This window comes from Corallococcus sp. CA053C, from assembly GCF_003611675.1.
Taxonomy (GTDB): Bacteria; Myxococcota; Myxococcia; order Myxococcales; family Myxococcaceae; genus Corallococcus.
The window spans coordinates 1-17,876 of sequence record NZ_RAWA01000191.1 but is presented as its reverse complement, the minus strand read 5'-3'; the positions used below and the strand labels follow the sequence as shown (position 1 = coordinate 17,876).

Sequence of the window (17,876 nt, the reverse complement as noted above, 5' to 3'; positions counted from 1 at the left end):
GTTCCCGGGGGGGCTGCGGGTCGAGCGGTACAAGGGCATCTATCTCTTCACGGACGAAGCGGGCCGGGAGCTGCGCAGCGACGAAGTCCCGGGAGTGCGAGCGGCACGAGGCGAGCCGGTACACGCGGCGCCCGTCGTCTGGCACACGCCCACGGGAAGGTACTCCCTGCTGGTGGAGGCAGTGCCGCTGCCCGCCCAGCACGGCCATCCCGCCACGGTGTTGCTGGCGCACCAGGACGTGAGCGAGCTGCGAAAGACGCAGGCCCAGCTCCAGCACGCGGTGTCCCTGAGGGACGAGTTCCTGGCGGTGGCGTCGCACGAGTTGAAGACGCCGCTGACGCCCTTGCAGCTCAAGCTCCAGTCGCTGGTGAAAGACGCAAGGACGGCCCCGTCGCTGGAGGTGTTGCGAGAGCGTGTGGTGCGCACCGCGGAGACCGTCTCCGGGCAGGTCCGGAAGATGACGGCGCTCATCAACGACCTGCTGGAAGTCACACAGTTCACGGGCCCGGCAGCGCCGCTGCAGTTGGAGAACGTGGACCTGACCACGGTGGTGCGGGGGGTGGTGGAGCAGTGGAGGCCCCAGGCGGCGAAGGCGGGCTGCGAGCTGGTGGTCGAAGCGGCCCCTGGCGTGGTGGGCCACTGGGACCGTCACCGGCTGGAGCAGGTGACGACCAGCCTGCTGTCCAACGCGCTGAAGTACGGCGCGGGGAGCCCGGTGACGCTGCGGGTGGAGAAGACAGACGGAAAGGCCCGGCTGACCGTGAAGGACGAGGGCATCGGCATCGCGCCGGGAGCCCTCCTGACCATCTTCGAGAAGTTCACCCGCGCCGTCTCCACCCGGCACTACGGAGGCCTGGGGTTGGGCCTCTTCATCACGAGACAGATTGTGGAAGCGCACCACGGAAGACTGTGGGCGGAGAGCGAGCCCGGGCAGGGGGCCACGTTCATCGTGGAGTTGCCCATGACGGACTCAACGATCTGACTTGAGCGCCATGAGCAGCTCCTGTGGGTGCGTCCCTTCGCGACCTTGGTGGAGTTGCGGCAGGCTCTGTTGGACGGGGCCCCCAACGTGGGACCGGGGCGCGTGCCGCGACTCGGACGTGGTTCCGTTACCGTAACATCACGGTTTCTTCCTACCCTTGCTAGAGGCCTCGCCGGGCTTCGTCGCGCCGCGCGTCATCGCACCGCTATCAAGTCGCTTCGTCTCCTCCACGACGCGATCGAAGTCTGAGACGAACTCAGCATCTTGCCGCTTTCGGTAGACGTCGTATTCGCCTTCTGCCTTGAGCTTCGCTTCGAGGGCGCTCACCTTTCCCTTGTCCGCGAGGATGGGATAGCTCGACAGATCAAGGAAGCTGTTCAGGAACGTCGCCCAGTCAGCCATCTTCATCAGGATGCCGCGCTGGGCGCGGTTCTCGGCGAGATCAAGGTACGCGGACACGATGCGGTTCAGCTCCCTGACGTGCGCCTCCCCCAGGTAGTTCTTCGCGACGGTGACATCGGACTTCAGGACCTTGCCGTGCGGCGCGTGCTTCCACGTCGTGAGGCCCATGTAGAGCCTGGTCGCGTCCGCCGAGGCGTAGATCAGCTCCGCGGCGGTCTGTCCGGTGATTGCCCAGTGCAGCTTGTTCTGCACGGTCGCGAAGAATTCTCGCGTCAGTGGAGCGTGCGCGTCGTAGTCGATCGCGAGCGCATAGAGGTCGGTGATCTTCTGGTAGAAGCGCCGTTCACTCGCGCGGATCTCCCGGATCCGTTCGAGCAGCTCGTCGAAGTAGTCCTTGCCGAAGAGCGTCTTGCCCTGCTTCAGGCGCTCGTCATCGAGAACGAAGCCCTTGAGCATGAACTCGCTCAGAGTCTTCGTGGCCCAGATGCGAAACTGAGTTGCCTGGTAGCTGTTGACCCGATACCCGACGGCGATGATCGCGTCGAGGTTGTAGAAACGGGTCTTGTAAGTCTTTCCGTCCGCGGCAGTTGTTTCCAAAATGGAAATAACTGAAGCCTCCGCGAGCTCCCCCGACTCGAAGATGCCCTTCAGGTGCTTGTTGATGGCGGGCACTCCGACCCCGAATAGCGCTGCCAGTGCCTTCTGCGTGAGCCACGCGGTTTCGTCCCGGAAGAGCACGCCGACCTTCACCGCCCCATCGGGCGCGGTGTAGAGCAGGAACTCGGACTCGCGTAGGGCCAGATCGGTCATGACTGCGTCTCGCTCTGCATGGGGACAGGTGGCATTGGCCGGTCCTGTGCAATCCTTGCCATCAGCGGATTCCCGATGGAGCGCCTGCGAACCGCTGGTTGGCGATGAGGCGATGGACGACGCCCTCCGCGGAGAACTCCGACCAGCGGGCAGCGTGTTGTTCCTTGGAGAGAACGGTCAGGTCGTCTGTCTGGCGCGTGCCTCGCGCGTTTTGGTCGAGCCCGGTTTGCACAGCGATGCCTCCGACCTCCGTGAGCACGTACTGATTGTGCATCTTGACACCGGCAACACCCTTGCCCCAAGCAAGCGCGCGAACGATCACGCCCGTCTGCAAGAGCGGTCCGAGTCGGCTTTCACACGCGGCGAGCTTGTTCTTCGCCACGTCGCGCTCGGTCATCTGGCGGCCCTGAATTCGTGAGGCCTGTTCAACCTCCTCAGGGCGAACTGCGAAATGAATCTGCACCTGAAAATCGCCTACACTCCGACGCTGCTGCGCAGCGAGCAGATACGCTTTCATCGGCTCAAAGAAAGACGTATCGTCTGCATCGAAGTACGGATCCACGAAACGCACCTGGGCTGCGCAGCGAAGGAGCGGCGCAAGCGCGGTCGCGAGCTCTTTGGTCTGTCTTACAACAGGCGCAGCAGGCGGCGTCCAGGCTGGGAAGTCCTGCTCACCAAGCCGGTCCACGGCGACCACGTGCGCACTCACTACTCCGGACGAGCGCACGAGGATTCCACCGAATGGAAACTGACCGTGCTCGCGAGTCGCGGCATTGAGCCACGTCTCACCATCGAGGAGCTTGCCGCTTCGACGCGTGCCTGTGTCCTGAAGGTGCCGAAGCAGGACTTCGATCTTCTTCCGGGCGCTCTGCCACTGAGCGGTTTCTTCATCAGGAACGCTGGTTTGAAAAGCGCTCATGACGAGATTTGCCCACGCCGTCGCCGGAAACGCACAAGCAACGCGCCGATGTCCCAAGCCTACCTGGCAGAGGACGGGATAGGCGACGCGGGGGTCGTGCCATGTCGCAACCAGTTCCGGCTCCAACGCGAAGTCGTAGATCACGTTCCGTAGACCTCCGCGAACCTCTCGTCGAAGAATCCCTTGGGCCAGCGGTCCGTGAACTCGCCGCGCTCATCGACGTGCAGTCGATGGATGCGCACGCCCTCCGACGAACTCTCGACGTAGAGAACGCTGAGCTTGTCCGCCGTGAACGCCAGTGAGCCTTCTGCAAGTTTATTGTCGGTGGTCTCGCGGATACGGCGCAGGAGCCTCAAGATGAGGTGCTCGCTGTGGGTCTCGACGAGCACCGCGCGGCGTCCGCGATCGCGGGTGGCAGCATCAATGAACAAATCACCGAGACCGACCTGCACCGCAGGGTGCACATGGATCTCCGGCTGCTCGATGAGGGACAGGCCCGCCCGCGCTTCTAGCGCCGCGACCACGACGGGGATGATCTGCGAGACGCCTGCCCCCACTTCGGACGGGAGAACCAGTGAGCCAGCACCTGTGTCAAGGAGCAGGCGACGTACCGCCTTGCCGACGTGACCGTCGGACAACAGCTCGGCGTCGGCGGTGCGATCGAACAACTGCTGGACCACCACCTGGCAACCCGCGCCAAGCCGTCGGAGCCAGAGGTTTGTGCGCTCGACCAAGCTCGCGCGATCCGCGAGCAGGAGGTCCCACGCCGCAAGACCGTCTGCCCAACTCGTGATACGGCCGGCCCGCTCGTAAAGAAAGCCGCGCGGAGGGATCGTCCGGAGCGGACCGATGTAGAGCGCGTCTCGTAGGGACGCCACGAGCTGCGCGGTTGTTCCGAGCACGACCATTTCAAGGAAGGTTCGAACCTGTGCGGAAGCCGCCGCCTTCTCATCGCTGTCGTCACCGAACGAGATCACCCGTAGCGGCTCGCTTGACGAAGGAAGAGCAGAGATACGAGACCTCGAGATGGCAAATACCGGAAGCGAGCGTCCGTCGCCGAAACCCGAGCCGTCGCCGAGCCCATCACCCGATCCGGAGCCACCGCCGTAGCCCCCCCTTCCTCCTCTAGCGCTCGATGAAGCACCTCCTCAGGCACGGCAATCTGCAGCCACGCGTCTGAGATCTCCCGGGCACCTTCGGCGATGAGGGGGTGCCCAAGGTTCACGCGAGCATTCAATGGCTCGCCTTCGCGGAGTGTCACTCCGGTCTCAAGCCACACGAGTGGCTCCGAGTCTCCTCCAACACCGATAATGGCGCGCTCGACGAGTGGCCCTCGGAACGTCGCCGTGGTCCGGAGCCTGATCGTCAGCTCCAACCACGCTGACTCGACCTCGTCGTCAAGATCAGGGAACGGGAAGTCTGCTAAGTCGCGCCCGAATCTTTCGAGCCCACCAAGCGTCGCGAACTCAGCCCTCAACGTAATGGCACGGTTCGCCTCGTGCCGGTGAACGAGCCGCGCGAAGCCTCCGAGTTCGAGCACGTTGCCGCCCAGTTCTGTCCGATCGATGTCGGCAGTGCCGCGTTCAAGAAGCTCGTGCAGATAAAGCAACGCCTGAAGCACAGTGCTCTTGCCCGCACTGTTCGCTCCGAAGAGGAGCGTAAGCGGAGCAAAGTCGATGCGCTGCCGCACAGCGATGCCCTTGAAATTTTCAAGCTCAAGTCCCTGGATCATGCGCCTCCGCCTTTGATCGCCCCTGTCCGGAGCCCTCCCCTGAAAGCTTCACGCCCAAGCACGCCGAAGAGTTCGTCAGTGAGGGAACTCCTCTCCTGCTGGTTGTCGCGCGACTCATTGATTTTCGAAACAAATTTAACGTATCTGTCCTGCAGTGGCGTCGGCGGAATGAGCACTGGAAACGCCTTCAACTGCGACATATTGATCGTCGCGATTCCCGTCGTCTGTTTCGCCGCGCGGAGAAAGTAGCGCTTTCCTCTCTCACTCCCAATGATCGCGCTCAGGTATTCGGCGCGAACAGCAGGTCCAGGGCGTACGCGAAATATGTGGTTCTGATGAATGCAGCCAGGCACTTCTTCTCGCCAGACGGTCCCACGTCCCAGCTTGTCCGGGTCGCCACCTTCAGTAAGCAGGACATCGCCGTACATCAGCCTATAACGGCGACCATCCTCCACAGAAACAGTGATTGTCTTCACCTCACTCAGGACGAGGTGACCGTCCTGTACATTCGCAACACGCATGTACGGAAGTGTGACCAGTTCCTGGCCATCATATCGCTTGCCCTTCGTGACCCCTGAAGCCGATTCGGCCAGCTCTCCCAAGGGCTTCACGTCCCACCCCTTCGGGTTCGTCACCGGGTCGCCGAACATTTCCAAGAATGCCGAGCGCTGCAACTCCTCGGTGAGCGCAATAGCCTCAATTCGCTTGCGTCGGATGGCATCGGCCTTGTCAAGGATGCCGGCGATGCGGCACTGCTCGGCAACTGGGGGCAATGGGACCTTGAGCGCGTTAAGTTTCACTGCCGGAAAGTGAGCTATGGTTGCTTTATTTCCGTCCTTCGCGAAGGTTCCTCGGCGAGCGGCATGCTCCATGAAACGTTGGAGAAACCGCGTATCCAATTGATTGTCGCATGGACGCACACGCATCAAAGCCTTCTGAAAGAACACCCCAGGCAGGTCATGCTCAACGACGGCGGACCGTCCCGGCTCCCCTCCCTCGCAAACCAAAAGGTCTCCCTGCCTAAGGTCGAACTTTGCCTGATCGGCTTCATCGAAATCCATCTCAACAAGGTCAGACAACTCGATCCGCCCCCATTGGACATTCACGTTGCGCAAATACGGGAAACTCCATGCGGCGGTCCGCGCTTTGGGAGAAAGCATCTTCCCTAGCTGGACGTGCGCGACTGTCCCCAGCGGTACGAAAGGCCAAGTCACAGCATCGCCTCCAACTCCGCGAGGTCCTTTGTAATCACCGCTTCAAGGCTCCGCAGTTTCGCGATGATCTTCTTAGGAGGCTCGTATTTTACTTCCTCGTGCTTCGTCTCCTTGTAGCGGTTGATCGAGAGGTCGAAGTCTTTCGCCTCGATCTCCTGTACTGGCACCATGAAGTGCTTCGCCGTTCGGTCGGTGTCCTTCTTCGCGCTCTTCTTGTGCCAGCAGACCAGCGCATCGGGTAGGTCGTTCTCGCTCACCGCGTCGCGCTTGTCGTCGAGCGAGTACCCATCAGCTCCGACGTCGTAGAAAAACACGTTGTCCGTCTTGCCGCCCTTCGTGAACACAACGATGGCAGTGGACACCCCGGCGTAGGGCTTGAACACGCCTGAGGGTAGCGAAAACACGGCCTCAAGCTGGTTTTCCTTCACGAGCAATTGTCGAAGCGCTGTGTGCGCCTTCGAAGAACCGAAGAGCACGCCATCCGGTACGATGGTGGCGCTACGACCGCCCTTTTTCAGCATGCGCAAGATCAGCGCCATGAACAGCAACTCGGTCTTCTTGGTCTTCACGGCCTGAGTAAGCGTCGGATGAACATCTCCTTCGTCGAGGCTCCCCTTGAACGGAGGATTGGCGAGGATGACGTCGAAGCCACCGGTCGCCTGCTTGCCGAACTTCTCGGGGAACGAGTTCGACAGTGTGTCCTGGTAATGGATGTCCGGGTTGTCGACACCGTGAAGCATGAGGTTCATCGACGCGATGCGGAGCATGGTCGAATCAAAGTCAAAGCCGTGGAACATGCCGCTCTGGATGTGCGCGCGGTACGGCTCAAGCAGATCTCCGGTGTACAGGGTCTCGCCGTTCTCGCCCTTGAGCGTCCCCTTCGCCGAGCTGTACGTCTCAAGCAGGTACTGCATTGCGCCGACAAGGAAACCAGCAGTGCCGCACGCGGGGTCGCCGATCGTCTCGGTGGGCTTCGGCTCGAGCAACTCCACCATGAAGCGGATGATGTGGCGCGGTGTTCGGAACTGACCGTTGATGCCAGCCGTCGTCAGCTTGCTAAGCAGGTACTCGTAGAGGTCGCCCTTGGCGTCGCCCTCGGTGATCGGCAGCTTTTCGATTATGTTCACGGCCGACACAAGGAGGCTCGGCTTCTGAACCATGAGCTGAGCGTCCTGCATATACTCGGCGAAGGTTGTGCCGCCGTTGAGCTTACGGAAGTGCGGGAACACCTCGTCACGCACCACGCGGAGCATCTCTCCCGCATCCCTCTGCTTGAAGTTCTTCCAGCGGCGCGGATCGTCCTTGCCCGAAAAGCGCCCGTGAAATGGCTTCTTCGTTCGCTCTGCCCGGCGCTCGCCGGTGGTTTCCATCACGTCGAGCAGACGCGCGAACATCAGGAACGAGATCTGCTCGATGACCGTGAGCGGATTGGTAATTCCGCCAGTCCAGAACTCAGCCCAAAGCTTTTCAATGTCGCTCTTCTGCTGATTGGTCAGTGTGCTCATGATGCCTGGCTCGTGGGGGGGCGGTCGCTGAGGGGCACCCGCTTCGGGTCGAAGACGCTCAAGATGGCAAGAAGCTCATCGACGTCACCGGGGTTGGTGAAAATGCCTTCCATGCTCTCCGCGTGGAGGGTCGTGAAGGGCGGTTCGTAGAGGCGCTCAAGTTCGATGCCGCCATTCTGCGCGATGTGGTTCTGCAATACCTGCAGGAAACGAAGCTGCTGAGCCGAGAGCCGTGGATGCTTGTGGACGAAGTCAGTGAATGCCTGCTCCACCGCCAGCGCATCAAGGCCGACCAGTCCGCGAAACACCGTGAACAAGGAGCGTCGCGTTTCCGGATCGTGCCCCACGAGGTGCTTCACATTCGCCTTGTCGTCGACCGAGAGGACGAGTTTGGCGAGTTCCTCAAGTTCGTCGTCCCGCACGGCATTACCCGTCCGAATCCGCTGCAAGACGGCGTTCTGCGCGAAGTGGTCCCGCAGTACGGACTCGACGCGCCGCTTGTATTCGACGAGGTCAAGGCCTTCGAGTCGGGGGATGTACGTCTCCGACGTGAACTCTGCGTCATCGACATCGAAGACCTGCGCCGCGACGCGAGTTGTCGGGGTCGGTTGCTGGTACTTCATGATTCCGCGCAGCTCGCGGCGAAGGCCCTCGATTTGATGGACCTCGACCGAGGCCCAGAAATCCTTGCTCCGGACCTGCTTGATCGAGTCCGCGCGTGCCTTGACCGGGTTCTGGTTCTTGGCCAGGAGTTCCACGGCTTCCTCGACGCGGTCGCGAAGGTCCTGCACCTTCGGTGCATTCGGTCCGCCCTTGACCAGCTCGACTTCAAGCCGCGTCATGAGCAGGTCGAAACGGTAGGCATCCTCGTCACCCCGAATGCTGCGCAGGTGTTGAAGGGGGGCCGCGATGGACAAGAGGTCCGCCTTCGTCGCTGCGGCGAAATGGTGGACGCGGTCGCCGTCGGTGAGCATCTCCAGCTCACGCCACTTTTCGCGCGCGTCGATGCTGTTCGTGTCGCGGACGGCGCGAACGTCCCCGATGATGAGCGCGGCGGCGGCCTCGAAAGTCGGCTGGTCCATCTGATCAAGTCCCGCCTGAGCCAGCTCGACGCGCGACTCGAACAGGTGTTGGAGCAGCGACTTCTGCGGCGAGGGCTGCGTCTCCTTGTACTTCTCGTCGAAGAACCAGAAGTTCGACCAGTGGTCGAAGATGAGGAACTCGGCCTTGTCCCGTCCCGGACCGAAGAGGTCTTTGCGGAGCCGCGTGCCGCGCCCGATCATCTGCCAGAACTTCACGTAGGACTTCACCGGCTTGGCGAAGACGAGATTCACGAGTTCCGGCACGTCGATGCCCGTGTCGAGCATGTCGACCGAGATGGCGATCGTAAGCGCGTTGTCAGGGTTCTTGAAGTCATCGATGAGCTGATCGGCCTTGGGCTCCTGGTTGTCGATCACGCGGCAGAAGGCCGAGCCATACTGTGGGTACATCTCCGAAAAGACGTCCGCGAGATGCACGGCATGGACGTGGTTCCTCGCGAAGACGATGGTCTTGCCGACGTGGCTTCCGGTCGCTTCGCGGAGACCTTCCTCCATCAAAGAACGCCAGATGAAGCGCGTCGTGTCTCGGTTGAAGACGTGCTTGTCGATGTCGTTGGCGTCGTAGTCCACCTGCTGAGCAGCGGGCTCCTGGTCCTCCAGCTGCTCGCGCTGCTCCTGGCTCATTTGCGTGTAGCGCAGACCTTTCTCGCGGAACTGGCTGCTGAAGGAGCGAACACGGAAAGGCGAGAGGAAGGGTGGCTTCGACCCTACCGCATCCTCGAAACTGAAATGCGAGGTCGGATCGTGGTCCTCGCAGCCGAAAAGGGCGTAGGTGTTGTGCTCAATGAACCGGACCGGCGTGGCAGTGAGCCCGACTTGAAGCGCATCGAAGTATTTGAAGAGTGCGCTGAACTTCTTGTAGATGCTGCGATGTGACTCGTCGGCGATGATCAGGTCGAAGAAGCCAACGTCGAAGTCCTCGTAGCACTTCATCATCGCTGGATAGGTGGCGAGGTAGATGCGCTTCTCGCGGTCGCTGGAGGTCGTGCTGTCCACGACGACCCGCGGTTCGCCTGGCATGAACTCCTTGAAGACCCGGTCCGCTTGCTTTCGAAGTTCTCGCCGATCGCAGACGAACAGGATGCGCTTCACCCAGCCGGCGCGCATGAGCACATCACAGAGCGAGATGGCGACGCGGGTCTTGCCGGTTCCCGTCGCCTGAACAAGCAGTGCCTTGCGGAAGTGAGACGAGAACCGCTCACCGACGCGCTTCACCGCCTCGAGCTGATACATGCGGTTGGCGATGGCGAGGTTCGGCTCGACAGTCGCCAACGGCTTCTTATTCGTCCTCTGGTGGGTGAGGTACTCGAGGCTGTCCTTCGAGTAGAAGCCGTAGACCTTGCGGACCGGGTAGTCCCGCGAGTCGTCCCACAAGAAGATGTCGATGCCGTTCGTGAAGAAGATGACCGGGCGCACGCCGGTCTCCTTCTCCAGGCACACGGCGTACATGCGGGCCTGCTCGGCACCCACGCGTGCGTCCTTCGCCGTCTTCTTCGCCTCAATGACGGCGAGGGGCTTTCCGTCATCGCCGTACAGCACGTAGTCGGCAAGGCCCTCGCCTGACGCCGTTGGCATGGTCGAGAGCCGAACCTCCTGATGGACCTCCTCCGTGTTCACGCCGTTCGCGCCGACGTTCCACCCGGCGGCAAGCAGCGCTTGGTCGATCAGGCGGCGGCGGGTGGTCGCCTCGTTGAACTGGAGGACGGAAGCGACCTTCTGCCCCTCCTCCTTGAGGTGTGCGAGTTCGGTCGCGTGCTCGGTGGCGGCACGCTCCGCGTCGAGCCGTTTGCGCGTCTCCTCGCTGAGCGAAAGAAGGACCGACTCGTACTTCGCTTCTGCAAGGCGCAGCTTCTCGAGTGCATCCTTGGCCTTGCTGGAGCCTACCGGCTCCGGTGGCGGCGCCGAGTACTTGGGCGCGGCCAGAGGATCGCCACCGTCAATCTGAACGTGGAACCAACGCGCGATGTCGAAGAGTTGGTAGAGGCAATCGAGCGAAAGCTGGCTCGTGATGGGACGTCGAGGGTGGGCAGCGTGATTGCCCGCCTTCCGCACCGCGTGAAGCTTGTTTTGGACGACCTCGGGGACGGACTGCCGGAAGGGCTCTGCGGTCATCAGGTCGTTGAGGTTGTCCGAAAGCGGCGGGCGCAAGCGATACGCCTCGTAGAGCATGGTGACGGCATGCTCGACGAAGCTGCGCTGCTTGATGAGTGAGCCCGCCGGGTCATCGTGTGCGTAGCGCTCCGCGAAGCCCGCGAGGTCGGCGAGCACGGCACGCTTGGCACGCAGGAACTCGAAGTTCTGCGACTTCATGTACGCGCTCTCCGTGCCGACCATGTCGGCGCTCTTTTCAATGGCCGTGCCATCAACCTTGGACCTCGTACTTCGCGAGCCAGTTCGTGAGCGTCTGGTAGCTGGGGAGCCCCACGAGTTCCGCAGCCCGGGTCTTGTTGCCGTGCGCTTCGTCCATCGCGCGCTGCAAGTAGCTGCGAGCGACGTCTTTCAGCAATTCAGGCAGGTTGAAGCCGCCACCAAGCGGTTTCGCGAGCAGATCCTGTCGCACGACGGTCGCCACGGGGAGCAGGGCCTCGCGGACGTCCTCCGATGAGATCGCCGCGCCATCGCTCCAGATCGCGGCACGCCGCAAGGTGTTCAGGAGTTCACGCACATTGCCCGGCCACAGGTGCGCCACCAGAAGATTCCGTGCGCCAGCAGAAAGCTTCTTCTCCCTGTAGCCAGGCTCCGCAGCGGCTTCGCGGTTCACCTGGTCCAAGAGGTGATCCACGAGCCCCCCGAGGTCCCCGGTCCGCTCACGGAGCGGCGGGATCTTCAGGACCGCGACAGCGAGGCGGTAGAAGAGGTCTTCGCGGAACCTGCCCGCGGCGATCTCCTCGGTGAGCGTCCGGTGGGTGGCGGCGACTATGCGGACATCGACCTTGAAGGGCTTGGTGGCGCCGAGGCGGACGACCTCACCTTCCTGGACCGCGCGCAGCAACTTCACCTGCGCGGGGCCTGGCAGTTCGCCCAGTTCGTCGAGAAAGAGGGTGCCGCCGTCAGCGGCCTCGAAGTAGCCCTTGCGCGGCTGCTTCGCGTCCGTGAAGGCGCCCTTCTCGTGGCCGAAGAGCTCGGACTCGATGAGTTCGCCCGGGATGGCGCCACAGTTCACCGCGACGAAGGGGCGCTCCCGCCTCGTGCTCGCGCGGTGGATGGCTCGCGCGAACATCTCCTTGCCGGTGCCTGACTCGCCCTCGATGAGCACGGGGACGTTGCGAATCGCGACGCGGCGCGCGCGTTGGATGAGACGCGCCATGACCCGGCTCCGATGGATGATGTCGGCGAACTCTGGCGCCTCTGGCGGCTCCGCGGCACTGGCCTGGCGGAGCCGTTCGTCCTGCTCACGCAGGAGGTCGGGAATGAAGTCCGCGGAGATGTCGAAGGGCACCGAAGCGGTGCGCACTCCATGGTCCTTCGACGACTCGATCAGCTCTGCCGGGAAGCGCGTCTTGCCAAGGAGGATCCAGACTGCGGCCATGGCCGGCGTGCCTGGGCTCAGGTGGAAGGCGAGTGCGACGTCACGCGGTCGCTCCCCGAGCGCACGCTGCACACCGCGTACGGCGGCTTCGTGGATTTCGCCGAACTGCGTGGGGCCGCTCAGCTGCTCGTACACGACTTCGAGCCGCGCATTCGTTCTGGCCCGAAGCCACTTCAGGTACGGCGTGACAGCGCGCTCCTCGTAGTCCGAGAGCAGGAAGGCCTCGTCGAAGGGACGAGCATCCAGTGCCTGCGCGATGGGACCCAAACCCACCTGGTCACTCTCGGAGGGGGCTCGAAGGTCGGTCCTGCCGACCCAGGCGACGAGGACTTTGCGCACAGCCACAAAGTACAAGACCTCTTACCCAGGAACAAGACAGCTTACTGGCAGCCCAAGAGCCAACTGGCTGAAACCACCTGCCACGTTCCTAGCGGAACGGGCGCCTCGGAGCTGGCACGTCCGATGCTGTGGCGCTCTGCCATGACAAACATGACTCGCACCACGCAGCTCAAGGCCTCCGTTGTCCTCGCCACCGAGGAAGTCGCCGCCGAGGTGCGCGACCGACGCCCCGACAGCCTCGCCCTGTTCGGCGAACTCGACGAGGAGCAGCGCGAGCAGCTGGTCCTCGACGCGTGGAGCATTGGTCTCAGGGCGCTCCACAATGCTCATGCCGCAGCACAGGAGTCGAAGCTGAAGGACGTGGGCCAGGCGCTCGTTTCGGACATCGACCGCCAGCTTCGTGGCCATGTCGAACAGCAGCAGGCAACGATGTCCGCCGTCCTCGCCCGCTTCTTCGACCCGAACGACGGGCAGGTCACCCAGCGCCTCGCAGCGTTCGTGGATGACCAAGGCGTCCTCGCGAGGCTGCTCGAAAGGTACCTCGGGCCACGAAACAGCGTGCTCACCGAATCGCTCGCGCGGCAGGTTGGCGAGACGAGCCCCCTCTTCAAGAAGCTCAGCCCCACCGAGAGCGATGGGCTGGTGAAGGTGCTCGAGGGGCAGCTCCGAGTGGTCATGAACCAGGGCCATGCCGAGCTGGTGCGCGCGCTCGACCCCCTCGCAGAGGACGGCGCCGTCGCGCGGTTTCTGCGCAGCCTGCGTGAGGAACTGAAGGGGGCGGACGAGGATCGGCAGAGCCAGCTGTCGGCGGCTCTTGCCGCTCTCGACGCGAACGATGAAGGCTCGCTTCTGAGCCGCCTCGTGCGGGAAACCCATCGCGCCCGCGAGGAAGTGTTGTCGGCCGTGAATCCGGATGCACCCAACTCGCCCATGTCACTGATGAAGTCGAGCCTCACGCGACTGTTCCAAGAGCAGGCTACGGCGCAGACCGAGCTCGCCAGACAGCAGGAGGTGCGGCAGGCACGATTCGAGAAGGAGGTCAGCGAGGCGCTCGTCCGTATCGAGACCAGACGCACCCAGGATCAGAAGGGCACCCGTGGCGGGCTCGACTTCGAGGACGCGGTGACCTCGTTCGTTCGCGCCGCTACGCAGAGCGCACCCTGCGTATTCGATGTGACGGGTGCGACCGCTGGCATCGGCCGGTGCAAGAAGGGAGACGCCATCCTGAGGTTCACGGGCGAAAGCGCGTTCGCCGGCGCCGGAGTGGTCTTCGAGGCGAAGCGCGATGCCGCCTACACCGTGCAGAAAGCAATCGACGAACTCGACGCAGCACGCAAGAACCGCGACGCCGTGGCGGGCGTCTTCGTGATGGCGCGCTCCCACGCAATCGAGGTCTTCCCCCGCTTCGCGCGCTACGGAAGCAACGTCCTCGTGACCTGGGACGACCAGGATCCCGCGACGGACGCCTACCTCCATGCGGCCGTGCTCCTCGGGATGGCGCTGGTCACGCGAAGCCGCACCACTGGCGAGGCGGGCGACATCGCCGCGCTGCGCGACGTCGAGGCACGCATCGAAGCCGAGCTCTCCCGACTCGAGAAGATGGAGAAGCACAGCGATGCCATCCGCAAGAATGTGGATGGGCTCAGCGACGAAATCCGCAAGGCACAGAAGGCCCTCGACCTGCTGCTGAGGAAGGCCCAGAGCACCCTGCGGGCGCTGAACGTCGAGTTGCACGATGAGGGCGCGGAGAGCGCCTCACCCATCGCTCTCCCACGGGGCTCGTTCGAGCGCGCCGTGCAGACCCTTTGCAGCGGGGAGGCGGCGTGAAAGCGGCACGCGGAGGAGCGGGCAACACCCGCTCCCCCGGGATGAAACCTAACGACGGCCGCCCGGCGGGATGCCCTTCTCGCCGTACAGGTACTCCTGCAACGGCTTCACCGCGAGGTCCGAGCGCTTCAGCGACTCCAGCGCGCCCACCGCCATGCGCGCCGCCTGCACCGTCGTGTAGTACGGCACCGAGTGCATCAACGACTCACGGCGGATGGAGAAGCTGTCGCTGATCTCCTGCTTGCCGAAGGTGGTGTTGATGACCAGGACGATCTCCCCGTCGACAATCTTGTCGACGATGTTCGGCCGGCCCTCCTTCACCTTCTGCACCAACTGGGACTCGATGCCCTTCGTCTGCAGGTAGCCGTGCGTGCCGGCCGTGGCCGTCAGCGTGAACCCCATCGCGCGCAGGCGCCTGGCCAGGTCCACCACCGCGGGCTTGTCCTCGTCCTTCACGGAGATGAACACCCTGCCCGCCTTCGGCAGCTTCACTCCCGCCGCGAGCTGGCTCTTGGCGAACGCCGACGCGTAGTCGTCCGCGATCCCCATCACCTCGCCCGTGGACTTCATCTCCGGGCCCAGAATCACATCCACCCCGGCGAAGCGCGCGAACGGGAAGACGCTCTCCTTCACCGCCACGTGCTTGAACTCCGGCTCCTCCGTGCGGCCCAGCTCCTTCAGCGTCTTGCCCACCATGCAGAGCGCGGCGATCTTCGCCAACGGCACGCCCGTCGCCTTGGAGATGAACGGCACCGTGCGGCTCGCACGCGGGTTCACTTCCAGGATGTAGATGGTCTTCCCCTGGATGGCGAACTGCACGTTCATCAGCCCCACGACGCCCAGCTCGCGCGCCATGGAGATGGCCTGGTCCTTCATCCGCTCCACCAGGTCCGGCGACAGCGAGTGCGGCGGCAGCGTCGCGGCCGCGTCACCCGAGTGCACGCCCGCCTCCTGGATGTGCTCCAGCACGCCGCCAATCAACACCTGCCCCGTGCGGTCCGCGACCAGGTCCAGGTCCACCTCGATGGCGTCCTTCAGGAAGCGGTCGATCAGCACCGGGTGCTCCGGCGATGCGCTCACCGCCTCGCGCATGTAGCGCTCCAGGCTGACCGCGTCGTACACGGTCTCCATCGCGCGCCCGCCCAGCACGTACGACGGCCGCACCATCACCGGGTAGCCGATGCGCTCGGCCACCTTGAAGGCCTCCGCGTGGCTGCGCGCCACCCCGTTCTCCGGCTGCGTCAGGCCCAGCTTCTCGATCAGCTTGGAGAACTTCTCGCGGTCCTCCGCGCGGTCGATGGCCTGCGGCGACGTGCCAAGAATCGGCAGCCCCGCCTGCTCCAGCGGCACGCTCAGGCGCAGCGGCGTCTGCCCGCCGAACTGCACGATGGCGCCCACCGGCTTCTCACGCTGGGACACCTCGAGCACGTCTTCAATCGTCAGCGGCTCGAAGTAGAGGCGGTCCGACGTGTCGTAGTCCGTGGACACCGTCTCCGGGTTGCAGTTGACCATCACCGTCTCGTACCCGGCCTCGCGCAGCGCGAAGGCCGCGTGCACGCACGCGTAGTCGAACTCGATGCCCTGGCCGATGCGGATGGGACCGCTGCCCAGGATCAGCACCTTCTGCCGGTCCGTGGGCGGCGCCTCGTCCTCCTCCTCGTAGGTGGAGTACAGGTAGGGCGTGTACGCCTCGAACTCCGCGGCGCAGGTGTCCACCCGCTTGAACACGGGCCGGATGCCGCGCGCGTGCCGGTGCGCTCGCACCTCCTCCTCCGGGTAGCCCAGCAGGTTGCCCAGGTACTTGTCGGAGAAGCCGTGCGACTTCGCCTGCCGGAGCACGTCGTCCGGGAGCTGATCCAGCCGGCCGTGGTCCGCCAGCATCTGCGCCTCGTGCACCAGCGCTTCGATGTGCCGCAGGAACCACGGGTCGATGCGCGACAGCTGGTGCACCTGATCCACCGTCATGCCCTCGCGGAACGCCTGGGACACGAACCACGGCCGCTCCGGCCGGGGCACGCGCAGGCCCTCGCGCAGCACCTTCTCCCGCTCCTCCTTCTCCGTGGGCAGCTCCGGCGACTCCAGGCCCACGCGCCCCAGCTCCATGGAGCGCAGCGCCTTCATGTACGCCTCGGGGAAGGTGCGGCCAATGGCCATCACCTCGCCCACCGAACGCATGCTCGTCGTCAGCGTGCGGTCCGCCTTGGGGAACTTCTCGAAGTTGAAGCGAGGCACCTTCACCACCACGTAGTCCAGCGTCGGCTCGAAGGAGGCCGGCGTGTCGCGGGTGATGTCGTTGCGCAGTTCGTCCAGCGTGTAGCCCAGCGCCAGCTTCGCGGCGATCTTCGCGATGGGGTAGCCCGTCGCCTTGGACGCCAGCGCGCTGGAACGCGACACGCGCGGGTTCATCTCGATGACGACCATGCGGCCGTCCTGCGGGTGGATGCCGAACTGGATGTTGGAGCCGCCCGTCTCCACGCCAATCTCGCGGATGATGGCGAGCGACGCCTGCCGCATGCGCTGGTACTCGCGGTCCGTCAGCGTCTGCGCGGGCGCCACGGTGATGGAGTCACCAGTGTGCACGCCCATCGGATCCAGGTTCTCGATGGAGCAGATGATGATGACGTTGTCCGCCGAGTCGCGGACCACCTCCAGCTCGTACTCCTTCCACCCGAGCACGCTCTCCTCGACGAGGATGGTGGAGGTGGGGCTCGCCTTGAGGCCCGAGCGGCAGATGGCCTCGAACTCCTCGCGGTTGTACGCGATGCCGCCGCCCGTGCCGCCCAGCGTGAACGAGGGACGGATGATGGCCGGGAAGCCGATGTCCTCCGCCAGCGCCATCGCGTCCGTCAGCGTCGTCGCGTAGCCGCTGCGGGGCAGCGCCACGCCAATCTTCTGCATGGCCGCCTTGAAGAGCTGCCGGTCCTCCGCCTTGTTGATGGCGTCCAGCGACGCGCCGATGAGGCGCACCCCGTACTTCTCCAGGATGCCCTTCTCGGCCAGGGCCTTGGCCAGGTTGAGCGCCGTCTGCCCGCCCATGGTCGGCAGGAGGGAGTCCGGGCGCTCGGCGGCGAGGATCTTCTCCGCCGCCTCCACGGTGATGGGTTCAATGTAGGTGCGGTGCGCGAACTCTGGGTCCGTCATCACCGTGGCGGGGTTGCTGTTGAGCAGCACCACCTCCACGCCCTCGTCCCGAAGCGCCTTGATCGCCTGGGTGCCTGAGTAGTCGAACTCGACGGCCTGCCCGATGACAATCGGGCCCGAGCCAATCACAAGAACCTTCCGGATATCGGTACGCTTGGGCATCGGGCGCCCCCCATACCAACGTCCGCCTCCACATGCACGCGGTGCGTTGTGCCGTGCGAAGGTCCTGTTCGACGCCCGCCCGCTCGCAAGTCCGGGATGCGCGGGCCTCTGCTACGCTGCCGCGCTCTTTCGGAGGTCCCATGCGTCGCTGGTCCCTGGCCCTGCTCCTACTCTCCGCGCCCGCCCTCGCCCAGGACACCGCTCCCGCCGCGCC

General features: G+C 64.0%; 11 protein-coding genes. 2 read left to right on the top strand and 9 right to left on the bottom strand.

The genetic code is table 11. The features are described from left to right. The coding region (locus tag D7V97_RS23815) for a sensor histidine kinase KdpD (RefSeq protein ID WP_147444951.1) at window positions 1-982 on the top strand (982 nt) is incomplete at its 5' end. Between the two features lie 138 nt (window positions 983-1,120). Here the strand turns inward: D7V97_RS23815 and D7V97_RS23810 are convergent. From D7V97_RS23810 to D7V97_RS23775, 8 genes are all read right to left on the bottom strand, one after another. Beyond that, the gene (locus D7V97_RS23810) at window positions 1,121-2,194 is read right to left on the bottom strand and encodes a virulence RhuM family protein (protein WP_120612956.1); all 1,074 of its coding nucleotides are present in this window, start codon (window positions 2,192-2,194) and stop codon (window positions 1,121-1,123) included. A 61-nt stretch (window positions 2,195-2,255) separates the two neighbouring features. Further along, complete coding sequence (locus D7V97_RS44230; RefSeq protein ID WP_147444950.1) at window positions 2,256-3,257, bottom strand: hypothetical protein; 1,002 nt, start codon at window positions 3,255-3,257, stop codon at window positions 2,256-2,258. Next, window positions 3,254-4,090 carry a DUF3696 domain-containing protein gene (locus tag D7V97_RS23800; protein ID WP_120612954.1) on the bottom strand — a complete coding sequence of 279 codons (837 nt, stop codon included), beginning with the start codon at window positions 4,088-4,090 and terminating at the stop codon, window positions 3,254-3,256. The genes D7V97_RS44230 and D7V97_RS23800 overlap by 4 nt, the downstream gene beginning before the upstream one ends. Then, on the bottom strand, window positions 4,087-4,845 hold the full coding sequence (locus tag D7V97_RS23795; RefSeq protein WP_120612953.1) for an AAA family ATPase: 759 nt from the start codon (window positions 4,843-4,845) through the stop codon (window positions 4,087-4,089). Before D7V97_RS23795 ends, D7V97_RS23800 begins: the two co-directional genes overlap by 4 nt. Next, entirely contained in the window at window positions 4,842-6,005 is a 1,164-nt protein-coding gene (locus D7V97_RS23790) for a restriction endonuclease subunit S (protein WP_233583144.1), read from the bottom strand. The genes D7V97_RS23795 and D7V97_RS23790 overlap by 4 nt, the downstream gene beginning before the upstream one ends. Window positions 6,006-6,055: 50 nt before the next feature. Beyond that, window positions 6,056-7,564, bottom strand: coding sequence for a class I SAM-dependent DNA methyltransferase (locus tag D7V97_RS23785; RefSeq protein ID WP_120612951.1), 1,509 nt, complete (start codon window positions 7,562-7,564; stop codon window positions 6,056-6,058). Beyond that, on the bottom strand, window positions 7,561-10,974 hold the full coding sequence (locus D7V97_RS23780; protein ID WP_158623442.1) for a DEAD/DEAH box helicase family protein: 3,414 nt from the start codon (window positions 10,972-10,974) through the stop codon (window positions 7,561-7,563). The genes D7V97_RS23785 and D7V97_RS23780 overlap by 4 nt, the downstream gene beginning before the upstream one ends. Before the next feature lie 52 nt (window positions 10,975-11,026). Next, on the bottom strand, window positions 11,027-12,466 hold the full coding sequence (locus tag D7V97_RS23775; RefSeq protein WP_199728914.1) for a sigma-54-dependent Fis family transcriptional regulator: 1,440 nt from the start codon (window positions 12,464-12,466) through the stop codon (window positions 11,027-11,029). Window positions 12,467-12,682: 216 nt separating this feature from the next. On the opposite strand from D7V97_RS23775, the gene D7V97_RS23770 reads away from it, so the two are divergent. After that, on the top strand, window positions 12,683-14,359 hold the full coding sequence (locus tag D7V97_RS23770) for a hypothetical protein (protein WP_147444949.1): 1,677 nt from the start codon (window positions 12,683-12,685) through the stop codon (window positions 14,357-14,359). Window positions 14,360-14,407: 48 nt separating this feature from the next. On the opposite strand, the gene carB is transcribed toward D7V97_RS23770, so the two are convergent. Continuing rightward, window positions 14,408-17,662 (bottom strand): carbamoyl-phosphate synthase large subunit, encoded by a 3,255-nt coding sequence (gene carB, locus D7V97_RS23765; protein ID WP_120612947.1) that lies wholly within the window; start codon window positions 17,660-17,662, stop codon window positions 14,408-14,410. Window positions 17,663-17,876: the final 214 nt, after the last annotated feature.